We start from the raw sequence: 21,793 nt of genomic DNA, 5'->3' as shown, positions 1-21,793 counted from the left end.
ACCAATCAGTACCATGAGAGGAGTTGTTGCCATGACCCGTGCGTTTGCCAGCCGCCTGTTTCTGTGGGCCGGTATCTATGGCATTATCGTCCTGCTGCCGCAGTACTTTCTTGAAGAGAAAATAGGACAGGATTTTCCACCGGCCATCACCCATCCCGAACACTTCTACGGATTTATCGGCACCGCGCTTGCCTGGCAACTGGTCTTTCTGGTCATCTCCCGGGATGTCGTGCGCTATCGTTTGTTGATGATTCCTGCTGCCGTGGAGAAGATGCTCTTTGTGGTTGCGGTGTTCGTGCTGTACCTGCAGGGCCGGGTGCCTGCCATCACCGCCGGTTTTGCGGCGCTTGATCTGGCCTTTGCCGGTCTCTTCCTGTGGGCGTTTTTCTCGGTGGACAAGGTGCCGGAGTAGCTGCGGTACAGAGGGCGCGGGGTGCTCCCTGTGCGGCCGCACTGCGGCTCTAATGTGTCATACTACATGGGAGGAGGACAGGCAGATGGCGACAAGCGATTTTTCCATGCAGGGACAGTTTGATGCGCTCAGTCAGGCGCAGGGCAAGGTGGTTGAGCTTGCCGTCCAGTTTGGTCCGCGATTGCTGGTAGCTGTGCTGGTGCTGGCAGCAGGCCACTATGTCGGGCGCTGGGCCGGACATATGCTGGACACCGTTTTCATCCGGCTCGCGCTGGACATCACCATTCGGCAGCTGCTGGTGCGCATTGTCCGCATGCTGGTGCTGATCCTCTTTCTGATCATGGCCCTGCAAAACCTGGGCGTCGATCTGCTGCCGCTGATCGCCGGTCTGGGAGTGGCGGGCGCAGGCATTGCGCTGGCCATGCAGGGCGTCCTGTCCAACCTGGCTGCGGGACTGACGATCATTTTCACCCGGCCGTACCGGGTGGGAGAATATATTTCCATTGCCGGCGAAGAAGGCGAAGTGGAAACCATCACGTTGTTCAGCACCACCCTGAGCCATCCCGACCGGTCGCTGGTGGTGATACCCAACCGGAAAATTGCCGGTGAAATACTGCACAACTACGGTACGATCCGGCAGGTCAATCTAACGGTGCGTGTTGCCTACGATACTGATCTCTGTCAGGCGCTTGCAGCAGTGGATGAGGTACTGAAAGCCAATCCACGCGTGCGCAGCGAGCCGGCACCGTTTGTCCAGGTGGCGGCACTGGCCGAATCTTCGGTCGCCATCGGCGTACGACCCTGGGTGAATGTGTCCGATTATGGGGCGGCCATCAGCGAGTTGAACACAGTGCTGCTGGAGACCTTCCGCAACCGCGGCATCACCATCCCGGTTCCCCGAAGCGAGGTCCGCCTGCTGGGGAACAGTTGAGGCGTCGCTGTCAGCGACGTCTGCGGTGCCGGGGCATACCCTGCGGCAGGCTGAGGAAGCGGCAAAGGCGTTGCTGGCGTATCCTTAGCATAATTCCCCCAATGAACCCGGAGAGGACGCGGCATAACTAGGTAAATACACCGGCCCCGTTGCTCCCCACCCCAACCAACCAACACGAGCCCGACCATGTCCCTGCGTAACCTGCACATCCTTGTCGCCATTGCCGCTCAAGGCAGTTTTGCCAAGGCTGCCGAGCATCTGGGGCTGACCCAGTCCGCCGTCAGCCTGCAGATCAAGAATCTGGAAGAAGAGCTGGGTGTGCCGCTGTTCGAGCGGTCCGGCCGCAGCCCCCGGCTGAACGCCAGCGGCAGGCTGGTGGTGGAGCGGGCCGAGGAGATTCTGGCCATCTACGACGGCATCAGGGAGGAACTGGTTCCCGCCAATGGCCGGATCGGCGGGGTGCTGACCCTGGGGGTGGTGCCCACGGTGCTGACCGGTCCCCTTCCGCCGGTGCTGGGGCGGCTGCGGAAGCGCTACGAGCATCTGCAGGTGCGGCTCGTGTCCGGCCTGTCCGCCGAGCTGTTCCGCAAGGTGGAGGATGGCGAGCTGGATGCGGCCCTGACCACCGAACCGCCCTATGCCGTGCCGCCCCGCTGCGAATGGTCGGTCTATGATGAGGAGCCGTTCTTTGTGGCCGCGCCCAGGGGGAGCGAAACCAGTACGACGGACGAGCTGTTCGGCAGGTTTCCCTTTGTGCGCTTCGACAAGACCGCCTGGGCCGGGGCCATGGTGAACAGCCGCCTGATCGCCCAGGGAATCCAGCCCCGCGACGTGATGGAGGTGGATTCCCTGGAGGCGACCCTCAGTCTGGTGAAGCAGGGGCTGGGCATTGCCGTGGTGCCGCTGAACAGGAAGCGTCTGGTGCAGGCCCGGAAGGATTTCGGCCTGATCGGCTTCGGCGCGCCGCAGTTGATCCGGCGGATGGGGATGTACCAAAAGCAGCGCCATCCCCGCCATGCCTTGACGGAGCCGGTCCTGGAAGAGCTGCGCCGGGAGTGTAAATGCTTAATTAAATATTGAGTTTAGTGTAAATATTATCAATTATTTTTTATGTATTGGCCGTGCTATCCTCAGCATCATAAGGAGAGCGCGATGACAAGCATACATGACGCCCTGTTCCCCGTACTGGCCCTGATCCTGATCGGTTTCGCCATCCGGCGCAGCCAGTTCCTGCCCGATCCCTTCTGGCCCGCTGCCGAAAAACTCACCTACTTCCTGCTGATGCCGGCGATGCTGATCCACAACCTGGCGGGCAAGCAGATCAACGATCTCCCCTGGCGGGAACTGGTGCTGACCGTGGGCGGGGCGGTTGTGGCCAGTGCCGTGCTGGTGACGCTCTGGTGGCTGGCCAACCGGCACATGGGCGGCCCCGCCTTCACCTCGCTCTTCCAGGGGGCGGTCCGCTTCAACACCTTTGTGGCCCTGGCCCTGGCGGAGAACCTCTACGGCAGGGACGGCCTGCTGCTGGCGGCCCTGGGGGCCGGTTGCATGATCGTCCTGGTCAATGTGCTGTGCGTGTCGGTGTTTTCGCTGGCCGTCAGCAACGGCACCGGCGTCAGCCTGCGGCAACTGGCCGTTGATCTGACGCGAAACCCGCTCATCCTCGGCTGCGTGATCGGCGTGGGGGTGAACCTGCTGGGACTGAAACTGCCGGTGTCTGTCGATGGCCTGCTGGCGCTGGTGGGGAAGGCGGCCTTCCCGGTGGGGCTGATGGCGGTGGGTGCCGCCTACCGGACCGGCAACCTGGGGCTGCACTGGCAGCCGGTGGCGGTGAGCAGCGCGGTGCAGTTTCTCTGCAAGCCGCTGATCGCCTGGCACCTGGCCGGGACGTTGGGGTTGTCCGGCATGGCGGCCGGAGCGGCGCTTCTGCTCTTCAGTGTTCCCACCGCGCCGTCGGCCTATATCCTCTCCCGCCAGATGGGGGGCGACCACGACAGCATGGCCACCATCATTACCGTGCAGACCTGTCTCGCCTTCGTCACCCTGCCGGTTACCATCTGGCTGTTGCGCTGACCGGCTCCCTCGCATCCGCCTCTGCGTGGCTTGTTGTCCGCGCTGCGCACCACAGCATCCTGAAGCATGTCTGCCTGAATCCGGTACACAGCGGGAAGCGCGGCGGAAGTGGCCCGTGTTTACAGGTGAGCCGTCCGGAGGGGACGAGGAATCAGAGCGGGGGGGCGGGCGGTCCGTTCCCGCTCGAACTGCTGCCGGTAGGCGTCGATGATGGCACTGAGCATGGTGCCGAAGCGCTCCTTCAGCTCCTGGCAGCGGGTTGTGTTGTGCATTTCAACCCCCTTGCGCTCGCTGCGGATCAGGCCGGCCTCCCGCAGAATTCTGAAATGCTGGGACAGGGTCGATTTCGGCAGGGTCCGGTTATCCAGCTGAAGGAAGTTCGAGCAGGTTCTCGGGCATTCGGAGCGGGCGATCTCCACGTAAATCTGAACCCGCACCGGATCGGAGAGGGCGTGAAGCAGTCCTTCGACCGTAATGTCGTTAATTGATGGATGATACAGCGGTTTCATATTATTTTTGTAGCATACGGCTTGACAGATTGTCCAATTGATCGCATATCCCGAACAAGGGAACTCTGGCGTAATCGGCGGACCGCACGGACAGACGCCAGGCACGCCCCTGGTCAGCGGAGGAGACAGATGAACGTTATCGGCATCAACGGCAGTCCCCGGAAACAGTGGAACACGGCAACGCTGGTGGAAAAGGCCCTTGAAGGGGCCGCGACCCGGGGGGCGTCAACCCAGCTGTTCCATCTGTACGATCTCAGTTTCAAGGGGTGTAAAAGCTGTTTTGCCTGCAAGCTCAGGGGTGGCGCGAGCTACGGCAGGTGCGTCCTTGAGGATGGGCTCACCCCGGTGCTGGACAAAATAGCCGCAGCCGATGCCCTGGTGATCGGCTCGCCGATCTATTTCGGTTCAGTCACCGGCGAAACCCGCAGTTTCATGGAGCGGCTGCTGTTCCCGTACCTGACCTACACTATCCCCTACGGTACCCTGTTTCCCCGGAAAATCAGGGCTGCCTTTATCTACGCCATGAACGTCCCGGAAGAGCGCAGCAAAGAGTTCGGCTACGACTACCTTTTCAAGTCCAACGAGCGCTACGCGCAGTTGCTTCTCGGTTCGGCGGAGTCGCTCTACGCCTTCGACACCTGCCAGGTCGACGACTACTCGAAGGTCGTGATCGAGAGCTTCGATCCGACGCACAAGGCGAAGCGGCGCAGTGAGGCGTTCCCCGTGGACTGCCAACGGGCATATGAGCTGGGAACCCGGCTGGCCGGCGACGAAGCCGGCGTCGGGGCGTAATACCAATTCCATTTCAAGGCCCTATCTTCGTTGGCTCGTCTCCGGCTCCTTTGGCGTACTGCGTGTACGCCGGCGTCGCCGGATTCCTCGCCGCCTTGATAGCATCCTTGAACTGGAACCGGTATAGCAGGAACACGGAGGAGGGTGGCAATGGGCTTGGAACTGCGCCGCACGGATCGGGGCATGACGGAAGCTGAAGCGAGGGAACTGCTGGAGCGGGGAGAGTACGGCGTGCTCTCCACCGCCGATGCCGAGGGCCGGCCCTACGGCCTGCCGCTCAGTTACTGCGTGCTGGAGAATGCCGTGTATATCCACTGCGCACTTGAGGGGCACAAGGTGCGGAATATGGCCGCCAACAGCAGGGTCTCGTTCTGTGTGGTGGGGGCCACCGAACTGCTGCCGTCCCAGTTTGCCACCCGGTACGAGAGCGTCATTGTTACCGGCAGGGCGGACGAGGTCTTTGCCGAAGAGAAACAACGCGCCTTGGAGGGGCTGGTGGCAAAATACTCGCCGCAGTTTCTCGACGAGGGGAGTCGTTACATCGCTGCCATGGGCGACAGGACCAGAACCTTCAGGATCTCCATCGACAGCATTTCGGGCAAGGCCCGCAGATAGCCTCAGCATGCATTCGCTCCAGCAACGGTCCGCAGGTGTTCAGCAGCGTAGCGCATGCCGTCCTGGCCGGCCCGGATTGCGTGAGACGTCCCTCCCCGTTGCCGCGCATACTGCCGCGGCGATGCCCCCAACTCCCTGCGGAACATTTCGATAAAGGCGCTCAGGCTCTGGTAGCCCAGGTCAAAGGCGACGCGGGTCACCTGCTGTCCCCGGTCCAGCCGCTTGACCGCTTCTTGCAGTAACAGCCGCTTGCGCCAGGCCCCGAAGGTCAGCCCGGTTTCCGTTGCAAAAAGCCGTGCCAGGGTGCGGCCGCTGGCACCGGCCAGCAGGCCCCAGTCATCGAGGCTGCGGGTGTCTTCCGGGCGTTCCAGCAGCGCCTCGATCACCCGCATCACCCGCTCATCCCGTGCCATGGGCAGATGCAGCGGCGTTTCCTCGGCCCGGCGCAGTTCGTCCAGCAGCACCTGCATCAGCCGCCATCCCTCGTCCCCCGGCCGGTACGCCTCGCCGATCCATACCGCCCTGAGAATCAGCTCCCGCAAGAGCGGCGACACCTTCAGCACGGCACAACGCAGCGGCAGCCCCGCCGTGGCGGTGGGGTCGATGAACAGGTTACGCAGGGCCACATCCCCCGGAAAATAGACCTCGTGCTCCTGGTCAGGCGGCACCCAGACCGCCTGGGATGGGGGGACCACCCAGATGTCCCGGCCGCAGATAACCCGCATCACGCCGCTGCTGGCGTAGATGAGCTGTCCCCGCGGGTGGGCATGCGCCGCGGCGCAGCCCACCTGCCGGGCCTGCAGCTGCTGCGGGCTCACCTCCAGGGCCAGGGGGATGACCGGCAGCTCGGCCTCCAGTCGGAACCCCAACTCCACCGGCGCCAGTCGTGTCAGTTTTGCGATAGTCATTGGCATACTATAGAAAGATTGCCATGTGGCGGCAAGGTATAGTTTCCTTACCTTAGTACGAAGGAGGCAACCATGAGCCGCAGCCATCAGGAGCAGATTGTTGATCAATTCACCCGTCAGGCCATTCCCTTTGCCAAGCTGCCGGGGCACCTGGATGCCCTGGACCTGCTGCTGCAGATGGCACAGCCGGACCGGAGCGACACCGTGCTGGATGTGGCCTGCGGGCCGGGACTGGTGGCCTGTGTCGTTGCGCCCCGTGCCGGCCGGGTCACCGGCATCGACATCACCCCGGCCATGATCGAACAGGCCCGCAAGCGGCAACAGGAGCAGGGGCTGGATAACCTGGACTGGGTGGTGGGGGATGCGCTGCCGCTCCCCTGGCCGGACAACAGCTTTTCACTGGTGATCACCCGCTACAGTTTTCACCATTTTCATGAGCCCGGCCGGGTGCTGGCGGAGATGGTCCGGGTCTGTCGTCCCGGCGGCCGGGTGCTGGTGGCGGACGTTGCCATGGACCCGGCGAAGGTTGCCGCCTATGATCGCCTGGAACTGATCCGGGACCCGTCCCACACCCATGCCCTGACCACGGCGGAATTCGCCGCTCTGTTTCTGAACAGCGGTCTGACCGACTGCCGGCAGGCCGACTACGGGGTGGAGCTGGGGCTGGAGGCGCAGCTTGCCGCCTCCTTTCCGGCACCCGGCGGTCGGGAGCTGTTGCGAGAGATGGTTACGGCCGACATCGGTATCGACGCCCTGGGAATCAATGCCCGCCATGGCGACGACGGGGTGCGCTACACGGTGCCGATCGGCGTGTTCACCGGCAGGAAGGAGGGGCAGGCGTGCAGAAAATGAACTGCGCGGAGCAATCGACGGCGGAGGAAATCGAGAACGGTTCGATGCCGATGGGCAGCGGTGCTCAAACCTGGAGGCCGGGCAACGCGCCACGCTGGACGCTCCCTGGCCGTGAAGTTGATCACCCGCGCCGCCATGGCCGTCGCCGTGCCGGTCCGGCGGCTGTTGGACGCCGGCTGCGGGCTGAGCTGTTGCATCGCCGGGAAAGCGGGCTATACTACCGCAAGCTGCCATGCCGTCAGCACGGAACCGAAGAATGCCGTGACCGGCACCAGATGCATGCCGGCTTTCCGGAGGAAATCTGATGGAGCTGTTCCCCCCCTACACGCCCCCTGACTTCACCCGGTCGCCCCTGGCCGATGCCCCGCAGGCGCAAACCGCGCCGGCCCCTGCCGACGGTGTCCTGCCCGAACGATTCCACGCAACATCAAATCTTCCCGAGTATCTGCACCTGGGGGATGGCCGCTGGCTGCTGGCCAGGGAGGGGCGCATGGACGGCGTCTACCTGCTGCGGGGCGATGAGCTGCGGGTGGTGGAACCCCGCGCGGTGCGGCGGGGCGATCCGGTGGTGCTTGCCAGGACCGGCCGCGGCGAAGAGGGGGTGTATGTCCATGCCGACGGATTTGCCGTGCCGGCCGGCGCTCCTGCCGACGAGTTTGCCTTCCGCACCCGCAACAGCCGCGAGACCCCCTATTCACGATCCTATGATCTGCTGTACGACCTGCTGCGCCATGATCGGCAGCAGGGGCATATCGTCTGGGTGCTGGGGCCGGCGGTGGCCTTTGACCGCGACAGCCGCGACGCCATGGCGGCGCTGGTAGAGGCGGGCTATTGCCACGCCCTGCTGGCCGGCAACGCCCTGGCCACCCACGATCTGGAGGCGGCCCTTTTTCGCACCGGCCTGGGTCAGGATATCTATACGCGGGAGCTGCGGCCGGGGGGGCATTGCAACCATCTGGACACCATCAACCGGGTGCGGCGCTGCGGTTCCCTGGCCGTCGCCATCCGGGAGCTGGGAATCAGCGACGGCATCATGGCTGCCTGCGAGCGGCAGCAGGTGCCCTGGGTGCTGGCCGGCTCGATCCGCGACGACGGGCCGTTGCCCGGCGTGATCGCCGATGCCTGCGCGGCTCAGGACGCCATGCGGGTCCATGCCCGACGGGCCACCACCGTGGTCGCCCTGGCTACGCAACTGCACAGCATCGCCTTCGGCAACATGCTGCCGGGGTATCAGGTTGATGCCGCCGGAACGGTGCGGCCGGTCTTTTTTTACGTGGTGGACATGAGCGAGTTCAGCGTGGACAAGCTGGCCAACCGGGGTTCGCTGCAGGCGGCGCCGATTCTGACCAATGTGCAGGATTTCGTGGTGAACCTGCGCCATAATCTGTGCTGACCGGGGGGGAGCGATGGGCAGGGATATCCGCATCATCGGCATGCCGGTGGACCTGGGGCAGAGCAAGCGGGGAGTGGACATGGGTCCGGCGGCCCTGCGCTACGCCGGACTTGCCGCCAAGCTGGAAGGGTTGGGACACCGGGTCTGCGACAGCGGCAACCTGGAGGTGGCGGTGCGGGAAACCGTGGCGGCCGAGGCGGAGCAACACTATCTTCCTTCCGTGGCGGAAGCCTGCCGCCTGACGTACGGGGCGGCCCGACGGGCGGTTGCCGCCAACGAGACGCCGCTATTCCTGGGGGGTGATCACAGCCTGGCCATCGGTTCCATCGGTGGGGTAACCCACGAAGCGCCGCGCGGGGTGCTCTGGATCGATGCCCATGCCGATTTCAACACGCCGGAAACTACCCTGAGCGGTAATATCCACGGCATGGCCCTGGCAGCGCTGCTGGGGGAAGGCTACCCGGAGCTGACCGCCATCGGCCGCCCCGGCCCCCTGCTGAAGCCGGAGGATGTGGTGCTGATCGGCATCCGTGACCTTGATTCCGGGGAGCGGGAACGGCTGCGTGCCAGCGGCGTGACGATCTACACCATGCGCGACATCGACGAACGGGGGATCGGCGCGGTGCTGCGCGAGGCCCTGGACCGGCTGGAACACCACGACAGCCTCCATGTGAGCCTGGACATGGACTGCATCGATCCCCAGGACGGCCCCGGCGTCGGCACCCCGTCGCCGGGGGGGCTGACCTGCCGCGAGGCCCAGCTGGCCATGGAGATCATTGCCGATTGCGGCTGCTGCCGCAGCATGGATATCGTGGAGATCAACCCGATTCTGGACCGGCACAACCGCACCGCTCAACTGGCGGCGGAGCTGGCGGCCTCGTTGTTCGGCAAGCGGATTCTGTGACGGCGCGGTGAGGAAACCATGGCTGAAAACGACCTGAACAGACGGATCATCGAACGGGGCAGCGCGCTGTTTGCCGCTATTGCCGATGAAAAACCGGCGCTCTTCAACAGCGCCACCTGGACCGGCAGGGTGATGGAATGGTGCCTGGGCAACACCGGCTTCAAGACCAGCCTGCTGCGCTTTGTGGATGTCTTTCCGGTACTGACGAGCCATGCACAGATTACGGACCATATCCGCCAGTATTTCGGTGACGGGCAGGAGTTGCCGCCGGTGCTGGCACGCGGCGCGCGTATGGCCGGCATGCTGGGCTCCGTGGGGGGAGCGCTGCTGGCCCGGGCCATCTCCGCCAATATCCGCGAGATGGCCCGGCAGTTCATCCTGGCCGAACGTCCGGACGAGCTGTCGGACCGGCTGGCAGCACTGAACCGGGCAGGGTTTGCCGTTGCCCTGGACGTGCTGGGGGAGGCGACCCTCTCCCATGCCGAGGCGGAGCAGTACCTGACCACCTATCTGCAACTGCTGGAGCTGCTGAGCGCTGAACAAAGCCGCTGGACAACGCTGCCCGGCCTGGAAGAGGCGCCGCCGGTTCACCTGGCGGTGAAGCCCACCGCCTTCTTTCCCCTGGCCAACCCCATGGATTTCGAGGGCTCGGTCAGCGGCATCCTGGCGCCGCTGCGCATCCTGGCGCAGCAGGTCGTCCGGGCCGGGGCCTTTCTCTGCATCGACATGGAGTCGCACCGCTTCAAGGGGATCACCCTGGAGGTCTATCGCCGCCTGAGAGCAGAATTCCGCGACTACCCGCATATCGGCATCGCCCTGCAAGCCTACCTGCGGGACAGCGAAGACGATCTGGCCGGACTGCTGGCCTGGGCGGAGGAACAGCGCACCCCCATTGCCGTCCGCCTGGTCAAGGGGGCCTACTGGGATTACGAGACGGTCAGGGCGCAGCAGCTGGGCTGGCCGGTGCCGGTGCGCACGGTGAAGGCCGACAGCGACGCCGCCTTTGAGCGGATGGCCGCCGTCATCCTGAAGCACCACCCCATCTGTCACCTGGCCTGCGCTTCCCACAACATCCGCAGCATCGCCGCCGTGCTGGAGACGGCCAGGAGCCTTCGGGTGCCGGAATCCCGCTACGAGTTCCAGATGCTCTACGGCATGGCCGAGCCGGTGCGGCGCGGCATCCGTGCCGAGGCCGGGCGGGTGCGCCTGTACTGCCCCTACGGCGAGCTGGTGCCGGGGATGGGCTATCTGGTGCGGCGCCTGCTGGAGAACACGGCCAATGAATCGTTCCTGCGGCTGACCTTCAAGGATCAGGCAGACGTGGCGCGGCTGCTGCACGATCCGGCGGAGCATGCGGGGCAGCCGGCGTCGGTTATGGAGGCCTTTGCCGAGGAATTTCGCAACGAACCGGCCGTTGATTTCACCCGCAGCGAGGTGAGGGAGGCCTTTCCCGCGGCCATCGCCACGGCCCGCAGCCGCTCAGGGCAGATTGTGCCGCTTTTCATCAACGGCCGGGACGTGGCGACAACGGACCGTCTTGCCAGCCGCAATCCCAACCGTCCCTCGGAGATTCTGGGTCAGGTCTGCCAGGCCGGAAGCGCCGAGGTTGAACAGGCCGTTGCCGCCGCCGCTGCCGCCTTCCCCGCCTGGCGGGCCGCGCCGGCGGCGGAGCGGGCCGGCTGCCTGCGGCGGGTGGCCGCGCTGGTGCGGGAGCAGATCTATGAGCAGGCGGCCCTGCAGGTGCTGGAGATCGGCAAGCAGTGGGACCAGGCCCATGCCGATGTGGCCGAGGCCATCGACTTTCTGGAGTATTACGCTGCCGAAATGTGCCGTCTGGCCGTGCCCTGTGCAGTGGGAGTCGTGCCGGGGGAGGAGAACCGTCTGTATCGGGAGGGGCGCGGCGTTGCCGTGGTGATCGCTCCCTGGAACTTCCCCCTGGCCATTGCCTGCGGCATGGTGTCCGCGGCCCTGGTCACCGGCAATACGGTGCTGTTCAAGCCCTCCGGGCTGACCGGAGTCATCGGGCGGCGGCTGGTGGAGCTGTTCACGGCTGCCGGCATTCCCGACGGCGTGCTCAATTTCGTGCCGGGGCGGGGCAGCGAGATCGGCGACCTGCTGGTGGACCATCCCGCAGTGGCCCTGATCGCCTTTACCGGTTCCCTGGAAGTGGGGCAGCGCATCGTCCGGCGGGCCGCCCCGCTCCATCCCGGCCAGCGGCAGTTCAAGCGGGTGATCGCGGAGCTGGGGGGCAAGAACGCCGTCATCATCGACGATGACGCCGACCTGGACGAAGCGGTGCCGCAGGTGCTGGCCTCGGCCTTCGGCTTCCAGGGGCAGAAATGCTCGGCCTGTTCCCGGGTGATCGTTCTGGAGGCCATCCATGACCGCTTTGTGGAGCGCCTGGTGGAGACGGCCCGCACCTGGCGACTGGGTCCGGCGGAATCACCGGCCCATGCCATGGGGGCGGTGGCCGACGAGGCGGCGCAACGCAAGATTCTGGAGTACCTTGCCGTTGGCCGTGAAGAGGGCCGCCTACTCTATGAAAGCCCGGTCCCGGAGGGGGAAGGGTACTGGGTGCCCCTGGCCATTTTCGGCGGCATCAGGCCGGAACACCGGCTGGCCCGGGAGGAGATTTTCGGGCCGGTGCTGGCGGTGCTGCGGGCGGCGGATTTCGATCAGGCCCTGGCCTGGGCCAATGCCGTTCCCTTTGCCCTCACCGGCGGACTTTTCAGCCGCTCCCCGGAGCATATCGCCCGCGCCGGGCGGGAATTCCGGGTCGGCAACCTGTACCTGAACCGCGCCATAACCGGCGCCATGGTGGGCCGCCAGCCCTTTGGCGGCGCCGGTCTGTCCGGTCTGGGCACCAAGGCGGGCGGGCCTGAGTACCTAGCGCACTTCATGGACCAGCGGGTGGTGACGGAAAACACCATGCGCCGGGGGTTTGCCCCGGCGGTTTCATAACAAGGAGACGGCATGTCCGCGATGCTTGCAATCACCTATTGTTTCCGCTTTGAAAATGGTGAGGTACGGGAGGTGCTGCTTCGGCTGGACGGGGATACCCTGGCCCTGATTCCGGAAGGGGACGTTTCTCCCCCCTTCTGGACCGACATCAGCTTCCGGCAGTGTCGCGTCTGTCCCCTGAATCCCGCAACGCATCCCTACTGTCCCGTTGCCGTCCACCTGACGCGGATCGTCGAGCTTTTCAAGGACCGCCTCTCTTCCGAGAAGGTCCGGATCGAGGTGAGCGACAGCCAGCGCGGCTACTTCAAGGATGCCTCGCTGCAAAGCGGTCTGGGGCCGCTGATGGGCATCATCATGGTGAGTGCCGGCTGTCCGGTGATGAACCCGTTGAGACCGATGGTCCGTTTTCACCTCCCCTTTGCCTCCATGAAAGAGACCGAGTTCCGGACGGTCTCCATGTACCTGATGGCCCAGTATTTCAGGGCAAGGAAAGGACAGGCCCCCGACTGGTCCCTGGAAGGGCTGCAACAGATTTACGACCGGATCAGGATAGTCAACAAGAGCTTTGCCGAGCGGTTGCGCGCGGCCAGCGACAAGGATGCCGCCGTGAATGCCATCGTCATCCTGGACTGCTTCGCCAAGGGGGTGCCCATTGCCGCCCGTACCGCCCTGCGGGAGTACGAACGGCACTTTGCCGTCTACTGCGACGAGCACAGCCCACTGTCGTGACGGTTGTGGCGGCCAGCGGCGTCCGACGGGACGAGGCGCTGAAGCGATTACACGGAGGGTGCCATGAAAAATTTGAGCGGACAGCCGGCCGTTCCCTTTTCCTTGAACGACACGACGGGGCATGCACATTGCCTGGAAGAGTACCGGGGAAGCTGGCTGCTGCTGATGTTCCACCGGCACCTGGGCTGACTGCCCTGCCGGGCGCACATCACGCAGTTGCGTGATCATGAATCAGAACTGGACAGCCTGAGGGTCAAGGTGGTGATCGTCACCTTTGAGCATGATTTCTTTGCCCGTTCCTACGTTGCGGAGACCGGCCTCAACTGGCCGTTGCTGATTGATGCAGGCCGGGAAGTGTACCATGCCTACGATATGCTGCATGCCTCGTTCTGGGATTTGTGGGGGCCGGAAAACTGGCGGGTCTATTTCAGGGAACTGCTGAAGGGACAGAAACTGCACCGCCCCACCAACGACATCCACCAGCGGGGCGGCGATGTGCTGATCGACCCGGAGGGCATCGTCCGCCTGCACCATGTGGGCACCGGACCAGCCGACCGTCCGCCGGTGGAGACCATCCTGCACATGATACGGAGCAGCCATGAGCATTGAACCTGCCACCCTGGAAACCGCCAGCGCCATCCCCCTGTTGCAGACCCTGGGGATCAGGCTTGTCGAGATCGGCGACCGCCATGCCGTGATGGAGGTGACGGTGGATGACCGCCACCGCAACTACTTCGGCGGCGCCCACGGCGGCCTGCTGGCCACCCTGGTGGATACTGCCGCATTCTTTCCCCGCCCGTTGCTCCCCTCCGCCACCCCCTGCACCACCACCAGCCTGAACGTTGTCTATGTCCGCCCAGCCGGCGTGGGAGATCGTCTTACCGCCCGTTCAGAACTGCTGCATATCGGCCGCCGCACCGCCAGTGTACGGGTGGAGGTAACCAATCAGCACGGCAAGCTGGTGGTGCATGGTACTGCTTCGTTGATGTTGACCGGATCGTTGTGATTCTGCGAATTTGCACAAATTATAAATTGAATTGACAATTTGTGCAAATGGCCATAACCTGCCGACATGATAAAGAGAAAATCAGAACAAACAGTGCAGCGCCTTGCCCATGGATTTCCGGTTATAGCCATAACCGGCCCGCGGCAGTCCGGCAAGACCACCCTTGCCAGGGCAACCTTTCCCGATAAACCGTATCTCTCACTGGAAGACCCGGATGTCCGCGTCATTGCCGAGTCCGACCCGCGTCGGCTGCTTGCCGGATATCCCGATGGCGCCATACTTGATGAGGTGCAGCGCGCCCCTCACCTGTTTTCCTACCTGCAAACCCATGTTGACGCCAATCTGCGTCCCGGTATGTTCGTTCTGACCGGATCACAGCAGTTTGGTCTGCTCGCCGGTATCAGCCAGTCACTGGCCGGACGGGTGGGCATGGTGCAGTTGCTTCCCCTCGGTATCAACGAACTTGCCGATGCTTCCCTGCTGCCCGCCACCCTTGATGAACTGCTGTTCACAGGGGGCTATCCGGCCCTGCATGACCGTGACCTGCTGCCCGGCGACTGGTTTGCCGGGTATGTCGCCACCTATGTTGAGCGTGATGTGCGGCAACTGATCAATGTGCGTGACCTCTCCACCTTCCAGCGTTTCCTGCGGATGTGCGCCGCCCGTACCGGCCAGTTACTGAACCTCTCCTCACTGGCCGCCGATTGCGGCATCACCCACAACACCGCGGCAGCCTGGATTGCGGTGCTGGAGGCCAGCTACATCATCCATCTGCTGCGTCCTCACCACCGCAACTTCAACAAGCGTCTGGTCAAATCGCCCAAACTCTATTTTTGCGATGCGGGGCTGGCAGCCTGGCTGCTGGGCATACACAAGCCGGAGGATATGGCGTTTCATGCTCAACGGGGCAATCTGTTCGAAACCTTGATGGTAGCGGAGTTTCTCAAGCAGCGTTGGAACGACGGCAGGCCGTCCAATCTGTATTTCTGGCGCGACAGCAGGGGGCTGGAGGTTGACCTGCTCCTGGAAGAGGGGGAGCGCCTGATGCCGGTGGAGATCAAATCCGGCACAACCGTTGCGGCTGATTTTACGGACAACCTCAGGAAATGGGTGCATCTTTCCGGCAACACGGAGCAGATCTCATGGCTGATCTACGGCGGGGATCAGCGATTTGACTCCGGTACAACCCGGATACTTCCCTGGGGGCAGGCCGGAACTATTGGCACGGAATAAATGTTCCCTTTGTGTAGTGTGATGGTATTCACCTGACAGTTGGCCATTTTCAGTTGGTGGCCATACTGCCCTTGAATGGTAAAAGATGAAGTTGCTCAGACTAAATCTTTCCATCAAGGAGAACAGTATGACCACCGCCGAGAAAGTATCACGAAGAAAGCTCAGTTTGCTAGAGTTGGCCGCCGATCTTTCGAATGTCAGCAAAGCCTGCAAGCTCATGGGTTATTCGCGGCAGCAGTTCTATGAAATCCGTCGAAACTATCAGACCTACGGTTCAGCCGGTCTGGTTGATCGGATGCCCGGAGCCAGAGGCCCGCATCCTAACCGAGTCGATGAATCTGTAGAGCAGGCGATTCTTGAACACTGCCTGGCTCATCCCGGTCATGGCCCGCTACGGGTTGCCAACGAGTTAGCTCTTAAAGGTACCCAGGTTAGCTCAGGAGGCGTTCGCGGAGTCTGGAGCAGGCACAACCTGCTGACCAAACAGGAACGGATGCTGCGACTTGAAAAGAGCGTCCGGGAACAAGCCTTCGAACTGTCAGATGAGCAGATCAGGGCCTTGGAACGTTTCAGCCCGGAGTTCAGGGAGCGCCACATCGAAACCAGCCACACCGGCGATCTCGTAGCAGTGGACACCTTCTTTGTCGGCACTCTGAAAGGCGTCGGCAAAGTCTACCTGCAATCGGTCATTGATTGCTACTCACGCTACGCCTGGGGCAAGCTCTACACCAATAAGCTGCCGGTCACTGCCGTGCATGTGCTTAATGAAGACGTACTGCCGTTCTTTGAAGAACATGACGCCCGGATCAGCACCATCCTCTCGGATAATGGCAGGGAGTTCTGCGGCAGGCCGGACAATCATCCCTACGAGCTGTTCCTACAGCTTGAAGAGATCGAGCACCGCACCACCAAGGTCAGACGTCCGCAGAGCAATGGCTTTGTCGAACGGCTGCACAGAACCTTGCTTGACGAACACTTCCGGGTAATGGGCCGCACCAAGTGGTACGAGTCGTTGGACGAGATGCAGACCGATCTGGACACCTATCTCAAGACTTACAACTACGACCGCCCACACCAAGGCAGAAACATGCTTGGCAGGACGCCATACACGGTTTTCATAGACGGCTTGCCAAAGAACGACGATTCAGATACTGAGGACTACAAACTGGCAGCGTAAATCACGACCCATTCAAGGGCACTGTCAGGTGAATACTATCTCTGTACACCCTTTGGGAGGATCACCGGTTCACGCGCGCACGCGCGTGAACCGGTGAATTATGAGTTATACACCGAATAATAAAAGGAGAATTGAGCGCCCTTGAGGGGCGAAAAAACCTGCCGATCACCCTGAAATATGATATGTTCAAATAACTCTACGCTAAACGGAACATATATGACCCCCTACTTGACAACTGCTCACGGCGTGCTTTTTCAGGCTAATTGTCTGCACATTCTGGAAAATTTGCGTCCAGAGTCCGTAGATACTGTATTTGCTGACCCACCTTTCAATATTGGCAAGGACTACAAAAACGGATTCAACGACAAAATAAACCGAGAAGAATATTTCAGTTGGTGCAAAAAATGGATATTTGAATGCGCCAGGATACTGAAAACCGGTGGTTCTTTTTTCTTATATTCAACTCCCGAACTTGCTCTGCGCTTTGGTGAATACATGCGCGAGTACCTTAATTTCAGACATTGGATTGCAGTATCGATGAAAAGCACTTTTCCCAGGGGCAAAAAACTTTATCCAGCTCATTATGCCATGCTGTATTTTACCCGTGGAGAACCAAAAACATTTAATAAAGTACGCCTTCCAGTTTCCACTTGCCGACACTGCGGTGGTGAAATTAAGGACTATGGAGGACACAGGAATAAACTCAATCCAGAAGGATTAAACCTATCAGACTTCTGGGACGACACTTCACCAAACCGACACAAGAAATTTAAAGTCAGACCGGGAGTAAATGAGTTGAAGCTTGTAATACCTGAACGAGCGATACTCATTTCAACAAACCCCGGTGACATTGTCTTCGATCCTTTTGGCGGTGGTGGATCCACTTATCAGGCCGCAGAAATTCACCATCGCAACTGGATTGGAACTGAGCTTTTTGATTGCGCTCATATTAAAACCAGACTGACCGAATCTTTTCCTGTTTCTGTCCGTCATGAACCACAATACAACTGGAGGGATCTTTTTAATGAAGATTACTGCGATGAAATTTTACGGAGGAGCACGAGAGAAAGTTTGCCGTCTCGGCCTCGCCGATCTATTTCTGGAGCTTCAGCAAATCATTTTTGAAACAACAATCGAAATTGAAGAAACTCGTGATGCCAATGGTGCGGCATTCATTCGTGAAGAGCTTGATTCCCGCTTTAGCAACGGAGATGACTGGGTGAAAACCGCCTCTGGCGGGGTGGATTGGGTAAAGCGGATACGTTACAATTCAACTTTTATGGCAAGAATCGGTGTTGAAATTCAAGTGTCTGCCCGTAGCGATCTCCTTATCCGTGATATAGTCCATTTGCGAAACAGTCTGCAAGAAGGTCATATTGATGTGGGAGCTATAGTTGTCCCATCTGATCGTTTTCAATTATTTCTCCCTGATCGCACCCCAAGTTACCGCGACGCCATACGCTACATTGAACAAGAGTTTAAAGAAGCTATGACGTTTCCAATCGTAGTAATTGCAATTGAACACGATGGCACTGGCAATGCATTACCCAAAAAGAGAACCAATAAAGGCAAGGCCGACTAGTACCACGTACCATCTATTATTTCGCACCCAACCCCTCCAAACCTCCCCTTGACAGGGGAGGCTTAAAGGCTTCCCCCCTGTCAAGGGGGGATTAAGGGGGGGTGGTTTTAGCTGTTACGCTGTACTAGCTCTCTTCCCTTATCAAACCAGGGGAAGATATAGGTGTCAGGTCTCCACCCATGACATTGCAGGTGGAGACCTGACACCATCATAATTCTCCGGAATTCGATGCTGCGAGGACGGATTTATTTTGTTCTTTACCGATGATACCGCAGATGCCTGGTTCATAGCGCCTGACATAGCATTTGCTTTCATTTGTCCGCACATATTTCTTTCAATCAGCCGACAAATAATTTACATTCATCCGCATGACAAACTCCTCTCTCTATCCTCGCCATATCCGGCCCCGTCTGCTTGAAGCATTGGCAGATAGCCCGGTTGTTCTGGTGCATGGCCCCCGCCAATGCGGAAAGAGTACACTGGCACGTGCAGTGGGTGACGCTGCCGGATACTCCTATATCACCTTTGATGATGACGTGCTGCGCGCCGCTGCAACAGCAGACCCGGTCGGATTTACCGGCGATCTTGGCAGCAGGGTGGTGCTTGATGAGGTGCAACGGGTTCCTGGACTGTTTACCTCCATCAAGGCGGCGGTAGACCGTGACCGCACACCGGGACGCTTCATCCTTACCGGCTCTGCTAACGTGCTGCTGTTGCCGAATCTGGCCGATTCTCTTGCCGGACGGATGGAGATTTTACGCCTGCATCCGCTGGCACAGACAGAGCTGGCTGGAAATCTGTCCGGCTTTCTGGATACTTTGTTTGATGGTGGTTTCAAGATGGCACCCCATCAACGATTGGGCAAAGAGCTGGCAGAACGGATTGCGGTAGGTGGCTATCCTGCCGCTTTAACACGTTCCTCCTCCAGACGCAGGACTACCTGGTATCGCGATTATATTGAAACCCTGATACAGCGGGATGCCCGACATCTGGCCCGCATCAGCTCCATGGATGCGCTGCCCCGCCTGCTTGCTCTGGCTGCCGGACAGACTGCCAGACTGCTGAATGTGGCTGATCTAAGCGCACCGTTTCAACTGAGCCGCCCAACCATCCGCGAGTACGTTACCCTGCTTTCCCGTCTCTTTCTGCTGGAAGAACTGCCCCCCTGGCACAGCAACCGTTTGAGTCGCCTGATCAAAACCCCCAAGCTGCACCTGGGAGATACCGGCGTTGCCTGTGCGCTACTGGGCTTGAATGCTGAAACGCTGGTCAACAACCGGACGCTTTTGGGGCAGCTTCTTGAAAGCTTTATCTTTCAGGAGCTGCGCCGTCAGGCAAGCTGGCATGAAGAACCGATAACGTTCTATCACTTCCGGGACAAGGACGGTGTTGAGGTTGATATGGTACTTGAAGGAGATGGTCAGCGTCTGGCAGGCATAGAGGTAAAAGCTTCGGCAACCGTTACACCGGCTGATTTCAAGGGGCTGCGCAAGCTGAAGGAGGCGGTTGGAGAACGTTTTGCCGCCGGTGTGGTGCTCTATGATGGAGAGTCAACCGCAGCCTTTGGTGATAGGCTGTTTGCCGTGCCGATCAGAAGCTTGTGGGAGTCTGCAGTATGACACTAAGGCGCTGTTGGCCATGAAAATACGGAGTGCGGGCTCGGATTATCCCCCAAACTCCACCAACCAGGACCGCGTCTTCAGCGGCACCTTGCTCTGCTGTAGCTTCAGGTTCTTCCGCTCTTCAATAGCCAACGTTTCAAAATAGCTCTGCCACAACTGCTGGAACTGCTCTTCCTGCGGGGTAAGCTCCGGTTGGGCGCTGGTCTCCATCGGCAACAGCAGCCACTGCCGGCGGTGGCGGTCAAAGACGATCCCCTCGCCATGTCTGCAATCGTGGATCACCCACTGCTGGTCGCGGAAGCGGTCGGCAAAATGGGGGGCGATCAAGAGCAGCACCCGGTGGTCCGGGGCCAGTGCCGCGTAGTAGAAACCGCCGGTCACCTCCTGAAAGCGGACAAAACCCAGGTAACGGTGCGCCTCGCGGTTGACCTGCTGGGCCAGTTTAAGCAGCGGTGAAACCTGGGGATGGGCCAGCATGCCGCTTACTCTGCGACCTTCCTGCATCCCCAGCCGCAGGTAGCGCCAGATCAGCATATCCTTTTGCGGGTGATTGGCCAGAAAGGCGGAGCGCACCGGTGCCAGCCCTGCCGGGCCCAGGCGGCGGTGCAAGCGTTGCCAGTACTGCTCCGCCAGCTCCGGATCGGTCTCCACGGTGATGGTGTCGCTGAAAAGTCCCTGCTGCACCGGCGGCGCGGTGCTGATGTTTTCCGGCAACGGTCCGCCAGCGGGAAGGGTGGCCAGCAGGGTGAGCAGGCCGCCCAGGGTGCCGTCGTAGCAGTAGGAAGCGCCCATCACAGCTCTCCGGTTACCGTGCTGGCGGTCTCGTCAACCACCGGCGTCTCAAAGGGCAGGCTCATCTGCCGGACCACCTTCTTCTGTGACGGCTCAATCAGCCTGCCGCGCAACAGCCCGCTCTCCAGCCGGATATCCCCGGCGTAACGCCCCCTGGCGGTGACGAAATACCGTGCCCGCTTCATCACCACCCCCAGCCGCTGCAATTCCTCCACTCCCAGATGCCCTTGCCGCCGCGCCCGGATGATCCGCTGGGCGGAGCGGACGCCGATCCCCGGCACCCGCAGCAGTTCCTCGTAGCTGGCCCGGTTGATCTCCACCGGAAACAGCTCCCGGTGGCGCAGGGCCCAGCCGGTCTTGGGGTCAAGCTCGCTGTCCAGGTTAGGCGTGGCCTCGTCCAGCAGTTCATGGGCGGCAAAGCCGTAGTAGCGCAGCAGCCAGTCGGCCTGATAGAGGCGATGTTCACGTCGCAGCGGTGATCTGGGCAGGGCGGGCAGGCGGCTGTCCTGCATGACCGGAATAAAGGCCGAGTAGTAGACCCGCTTCAGCTCCAGCCGCTGGTAGAGTTGTTCGGAGAGGGTGACGATCTGGCGGTCGGTGTCCGGGGTGGCCCCCACGATCAACTGGGTGCTCTGCCCGGCAGGGGCAAAGCGGGGAGCCGTGCGGGAGTGCCTGCGCTCGTCCCGGTTGATTGCAATCAGGCTGTGGACCTGACGCATCGGCCCCACCACGGCATCGCGGCTCTTGTCCGGGGCCAGCAGGGCCAAGCTTTCCCGGGTGGGCAGCTCCAGGTTGACGCTGATCCGGTCGGCCCAGAGACCGGCCTCCTGCACCAAAAGCGGGTCAGCCCCCGGCACCAGCTTCAGGTGGATGTAGCCGTTGAAGCGGTATTCGCTGCGCAGGGTGCGCACTGCCTGAATCAGCAGCTCCATGGTGTAGTCCGGGGAGCGGACCACACCGGTGCTTAAAAACAGCCCCTCGATGTAGTTGCGGCGGTAGAAGCCGATGGTCAGCTCCGCCACCTCCGCCGGGGTCAGGGCCACCCGCTTCGTGTCGTTGCTGCTGCGGTTGACGCAGTAGGCGCAGTCGTAGATACAGCGGTTGGTCATCAGGATTTTCAGCAGGGAAACGCAGCGGCCGTCGCTGGTCCAGGTGTGGCAGATGCCGCAGGATGCGGCGTTGCCGATACCGTTGCCGTTGCGCCGGGAGCTGCCGCTGGAGGAGCAGGAAACGTCGTACTTGGCGCCATCGGCCAGGATTTTCAGTTTGTCCATCAGGTCGCTGGTCATGGTGCGCCGAGGA

At 61.3% G+C, this 21,793-nt stretch carries 24 protein-coding genes; 20 read left to right on the top strand and 4 right to left on the bottom strand.

Annotated features, from left to right (window positions below):
* Positions 1 to 31 precede the first annotated feature (31 nt).
* The 4 genes from RAK07_RS13190 (at position 32) to RAK07_RS13175 (ending at position 3,416) form a co-directional block, all read left to right on the top strand.
* Positions 32 to 412: a hypothetical protein gene (locus RAK07_RS13190; RefSeq protein WP_305733296.1), complete on the top strand. Its 381-nt coding sequence runs from the start codon at positions 32 to 34 to the stop codon at positions 410 to 412.
* An 85-nt stretch (positions 413 to 497) separates the two neighbouring features.
* Positions 498 to 1,343 carry a mechanosensitive ion channel family protein gene (locus RAK07_RS13185; RefSeq protein ID WP_305733295.1) on the top strand — a complete coding sequence of 282 codons (846 nt, stop codon included), beginning with the start codon at positions 498 to 500 and terminating at the stop codon, positions 1,341 to 1,343.
* A 186-nt stretch (positions 1,344 to 1,529) separates the two neighbouring features.
* Entirely contained in the window at positions 1,530 to 2,423 is an 894-nt protein-coding gene (locus RAK07_RS13180) for a LysR family transcriptional regulator (RefSeq protein WP_305733294.1), read from the top strand.
* Positions 2,424 to 2,495: 72 nt separating this feature from the next.
* Complete coding sequence (locus RAK07_RS13175) at positions 2,496 to 3,416, top strand: AEC family transporter (RefSeq protein WP_305733293.1); 921 nt, start codon at positions 2,496 to 2,498, stop codon at positions 3,414 to 3,416.
* Positions 3,417 to 3,535: 119 nt separating this feature from the next.
* On the opposite strand, the gene RAK07_RS13170 is transcribed toward RAK07_RS13175, so the two are convergent.
* Complete coding sequence (locus RAK07_RS13170) at positions 3,536 to 3,925, bottom strand: ArsR/SmtB family transcription factor (RefSeq protein WP_305733292.1); 390 nt, start codon at positions 3,923 to 3,925, stop codon at positions 3,536 to 3,538.
* A gap of 129 nt (positions 3,926 to 4,054) precedes the next feature.
* Between RAK07_RS13170 and RAK07_RS13165 the strand changes: the two genes are divergently transcribed.
* Positions 4,055 to 4,717 carry a flavodoxin family protein gene (locus RAK07_RS13165; protein ID WP_305733291.1) on the top strand — a complete coding sequence of 221 codons (663 nt, stop codon included), beginning with the start codon at positions 4,055 to 4,057 and terminating at the stop codon, positions 4,715 to 4,717.
* A 150-nt stretch (positions 4,718 to 4,867) separates the two neighbouring features.
* Positions 4,868 to 5,332, top strand: coding sequence for a pyridoxamine 5'-phosphate oxidase family protein (locus RAK07_RS13160; protein ID WP_305733290.1), 465 nt, complete (start codon positions 4,868 to 4,870; stop codon positions 5,330 to 5,332).
* A 2-nt stretch (positions 5,333 to 5,334) separates the two neighbouring features.
* On the opposite strand, the gene RAK07_RS13155 is transcribed toward RAK07_RS13160, so the two are convergent.
* Positions 5,335 to 6,240: an AraC family transcriptional regulator gene (locus tag RAK07_RS13155; protein ID WP_305733289.1), complete on the bottom strand. Its 906-nt coding sequence runs from the start codon at positions 6,238 to 6,240 to the stop codon at positions 5,335 to 5,337.
* A 72-nt stretch (positions 6,241 to 6,312) separates the two neighbouring features.
* Between RAK07_RS13155 and RAK07_RS13150 the strand changes: the two genes are divergently transcribed.
* The 14 genes from RAK07_RS13150 (at position 6,313) to RAK07_RS13090 (ending at position 19,696) form a co-directional block, all read left to right on the top strand.
* Positions 6,313 to 7,092, top strand: coding sequence for a class I SAM-dependent methyltransferase (locus RAK07_RS13150; RefSeq protein ID WP_305733288.1), 780 nt, complete (start codon positions 6,313 to 6,315; stop codon positions 7,090 to 7,092).
* Positions 7,080 to 7,397, top strand: a complete 318-nt coding sequence (locus tag RAK07_RS13145) for a hypothetical protein (protein ID WP_305733287.1) — start codon at positions 7,080 to 7,082, stop codon at positions 7,395 to 7,397. Before RAK07_RS13150 ends, RAK07_RS13145 begins: the two co-directional genes overlap by 13 nt.
* The gene (locus RAK07_RS13140; protein WP_305733286.1) at positions 7,397 to 8,485 is read left to right on the top strand and encodes a putative NPN-dependent ornithine cyclodeaminase; all 1,089 of its coding nucleotides are present in this window, start codon (positions 7,397 to 7,399) and stop codon (positions 8,483 to 8,485) included. Before RAK07_RS13145 ends, RAK07_RS13140 begins: the two co-directional genes overlap by 1 nt.
* A gap of 13 nt (positions 8,486 to 8,498) precedes the next feature.
* Positions 8,499 to 9,389: an arginase gene (rocF, locus tag RAK07_RS13135; RefSeq protein ID WP_305733285.1), complete on the top strand. Its 891-nt coding sequence runs from the start codon at positions 8,499 to 8,501 to the stop codon at positions 9,387 to 9,389.
* Positions 9,390 to 9,407: 18 nt separating this feature from the next.
* On the top strand, positions 9,408 to 12,350 hold the full coding sequence (locus RAK07_RS13130; protein WP_305733284.1) for a proline dehydrogenase family protein: 2,943 nt from the start codon (positions 9,408 to 9,410) through the stop codon (positions 12,348 to 12,350).
* A gap of 12 nt (positions 12,351 to 12,362) precedes the next feature.
* Positions 12,363 to 13,079 (top strand): DUF6901 family protein, encoded by a 717-nt coding sequence (locus RAK07_RS13125; protein ID WP_305733283.1) that lies wholly within the window; start codon positions 12,363 to 12,365, stop codon positions 13,077 to 13,079.
* Between the two features lie 63 nt (positions 13,080 to 13,142).
* Complete coding sequence (locus RAK07_RS14115) at positions 13,143 to 13,268, top strand: hypothetical protein (RefSeq protein ID WP_510181708.1); 126 nt, start codon at positions 13,143 to 13,145, stop codon at positions 13,266 to 13,268.
* On the top strand, positions 13,269 to 13,688 hold the full coding sequence (locus RAK07_RS13120) for a SelL-related redox protein (protein ID WP_510181709.1): 420 nt from the start codon (positions 13,269 to 13,271) through the stop codon (positions 13,686 to 13,688).
* A complete protein-coding gene (locus RAK07_RS13115) occupies positions 13,678 to 14,085 on the top strand; it encodes a PaaI family thioesterase (RefSeq protein WP_305733281.1) in 408 nt (135 codons plus the stop codon). Before RAK07_RS13120 ends, RAK07_RS13115 begins: the two co-directional genes overlap by 11 nt.
* Positions 14,086 to 14,178: 93 nt before the next feature.
* Positions 14,179 to 15,318: an ATP-binding protein gene (locus RAK07_RS13110; protein WP_305733280.1), complete on the top strand. Its 1,140-nt coding sequence runs from the start codon at positions 14,179 to 14,181 to the stop codon at positions 15,316 to 15,318.
* A 127-nt stretch (positions 15,319 to 15,445) separates the two neighbouring features.
* Complete coding sequence (locus RAK07_RS13105; RefSeq protein ID WP_305733461.1) at positions 15,446 to 16,495, top strand: IS481 family transposase; 1,050 nt, start codon at positions 15,446 to 15,448, stop codon at positions 16,493 to 16,495.
* A 216-nt stretch (positions 16,496 to 16,711) separates the two neighbouring features.
* The gene (locus tag RAK07_RS13100; RefSeq protein ID WP_305733279.1) at positions 16,712 to 17,620 is read left to right on the top strand and encodes a DNA-methyltransferase; all 909 of its coding nucleotides are present in this window, start codon (positions 16,712 to 16,714) and stop codon (positions 17,618 to 17,620) included.
* Positions 17,520 to 18,077, top strand: coding sequence for a BglII/BstYI family type II restriction endonuclease (locus RAK07_RS13095; protein ID WP_305733278.1), 558 nt, complete (start codon positions 17,520 to 17,522; stop codon positions 18,075 to 18,077). Before RAK07_RS13100 ends, RAK07_RS13095 begins: the two co-directional genes overlap by 101 nt.
* Positions 18,078 to 18,445: 368 nt before the next feature.
* Complete coding sequence (locus RAK07_RS13090) at positions 18,446 to 19,696, top strand: ATP-binding protein (RefSeq protein WP_305733277.1); 1,251 nt, start codon at positions 18,446 to 18,448, stop codon at positions 19,694 to 19,696.
* 45 nt (positions 19,697 to 19,741) lie between these two features.
* Here the strand turns inward: RAK07_RS13090 and RAK07_RS13085 are convergent, their stop codons facing one another.
* Entirely contained in the window at positions 19,742 to 20,491 is a 750-nt protein-coding gene (locus tag RAK07_RS13085; protein WP_305733276.1) for a TIGR03915 family putative DNA repair protein, read from the bottom strand.
* Positions 20,491 to 21,765: a putative DNA modification/repair radical SAM protein gene (locus RAK07_RS13080; protein ID WP_305733275.1), complete on the bottom strand. Its 1,275-nt coding sequence runs from the start codon at positions 21,763 to 21,765 to the stop codon at positions 20,491 to 20,493. Before RAK07_RS13080 ends, RAK07_RS13085 begins: the two co-directional genes overlap by 1 nt.
* Between the last annotated feature and the right edge of the window lie 28 nt (positions 21,766 to 21,793).

Origin of the sequence: Trichlorobacter ammonificans (assembly GCF_933509905.1) — a bacterium.
GTDB lineage: Bacteria > Desulfobacterota > Desulfuromonadia > Geobacterales > Pseudopelobacteraceae > Trichlorobacter > Trichlorobacter ammonificans.
The sequence above is the reverse complement of the archived record's forward strand: the minus strand, read 5'-3'. Positions and strand labels throughout refer to the sequence as shown.

Coding starts and splice junctions, on each gene's coding strand:
- RAK07_RS13190 (WP_305733296.1), top strand. CDS start 32: ATGACCCGTGCGTTTGCCAGCCGCCTGTTTCTGTGGGCCGGTATCTAT.
- RAK07_RS13185 (WP_305733295.1), top strand. CDS start 498: ATGGCGACAAGCGATTTTTCCATGCAGGGACAGTTTGATGCGCTCAGT.
- RAK07_RS13180 (WP_305733294.1), top strand. CDS start 1,530: ATGTCCCTGCGTAACCTGCACATCCTTGTCGCCATTGCCGCTCAAGGC.
- RAK07_RS13175 (WP_305733293.1), top strand. CDS start 2,496: ATGACAAGCATACATGACGCCCTGTTCCCCGTACTGGCCCTGATCCTG.
- RAK07_RS13170 (WP_305733292.1), bottom strand. CDS start 3,925: ATGAAACCGCTGTATCATCCATCAATTAACGACATTACGGTCGAAGGA.
- RAK07_RS13165 (WP_305733291.1), top strand. CDS start 4,055: ATGAACGTTATCGGCATCAACGGCAGTCCCCGGAAACAGTGGAACACG.
- RAK07_RS13160 (WP_305733290.1), top strand. CDS start 4,868: ATGGGCTTGGAACTGCGCCGCACGGATCGGGGCATGACGGAAGCTGAA.
- RAK07_RS13155 (WP_305733289.1), bottom strand. CDS start 6,240: ATGACTATCGCAAAACTGACACGACTGGCGCCGGTGGAGTTGGGGTTC.
- RAK07_RS13150 (WP_305733288.1), top strand. CDS start 6,313: ATGAGCCGCAGCCATCAGGAGCAGATTGTTGATCAATTCACCCGTCAG.
- RAK07_RS13140 (WP_305733286.1), top strand. CDS start 7,397: ATGGAGCTGTTCCCCCCCTACACGCCCCCTGACTTCACCCGGTCGCCC.
- rocF (WP_305733285.1), top strand. CDS start 8,499: ATGGGCAGGGATATCCGCATCATCGGCATGCCGGTGGACCTGGGGCAG.
- RAK07_RS13130 (WP_305733284.1), top strand. CDS start 9,408: ATGGCTGAAAACGACCTGAACAGACGGATCATCGAACGGGGCAGCGCG.
- RAK07_RS13125 (WP_305733283.1), top strand. CDS start 12,363: ATGTCCGCGATGCTTGCAATCACCTATTGTTTCCGCTTTGAAAATGGT.
- RAK07_RS14115 (WP_510181708.1), top strand. CDS start 13,143: ATGAAAAATTTGAGCGGACAGCCGGCCGTTCCCTTTTCCTTGAACGAC.
- RAK07_RS13115 (WP_305733281.1), top strand. CDS start 13,678: ATGAGCATTGAACCTGCCACCCTGGAAACCGCCAGCGCCATCCCCCTG.
- RAK07_RS13105 (WP_305733461.1), top strand. CDS start 15,446: ATGACCACCGCCGAGAAAGTATCACGAAGAAAGCTCAGTTTGCTAGAG.
- RAK07_RS13100 (WP_305733279.1), top strand. CDS start 16,712: ATGACCCCCTACTTGACAACTGCTCACGGCGTGCTTTTTCAGGCTAAT.
- RAK07_RS13095 (WP_305733278.1), top strand. CDS start 17,520: ATGAAGATTACTGCGATGAAATTTTACGGAGGAGCACGAGAGAAAGTT.
- RAK07_RS13090 (WP_305733277.1), top strand. CDS start 18,446: ATGACAAACTCCTCTCTCTATCCTCGCCATATCCGGCCCCGTCTGCTT.
- RAK07_RS13085 (WP_305733276.1), bottom strand. CDS start 20,491: ATGGGCGCTTCCTACTGCTACGACGGCACCCTGGGCGGCCTGCTCACC.
- RAK07_RS13080 (WP_305733275.1), bottom strand. CDS start 21,765: ATGGACAAACTGAAAATCCTGGCCGATGGCGCCAAGTACGACGTTTCC.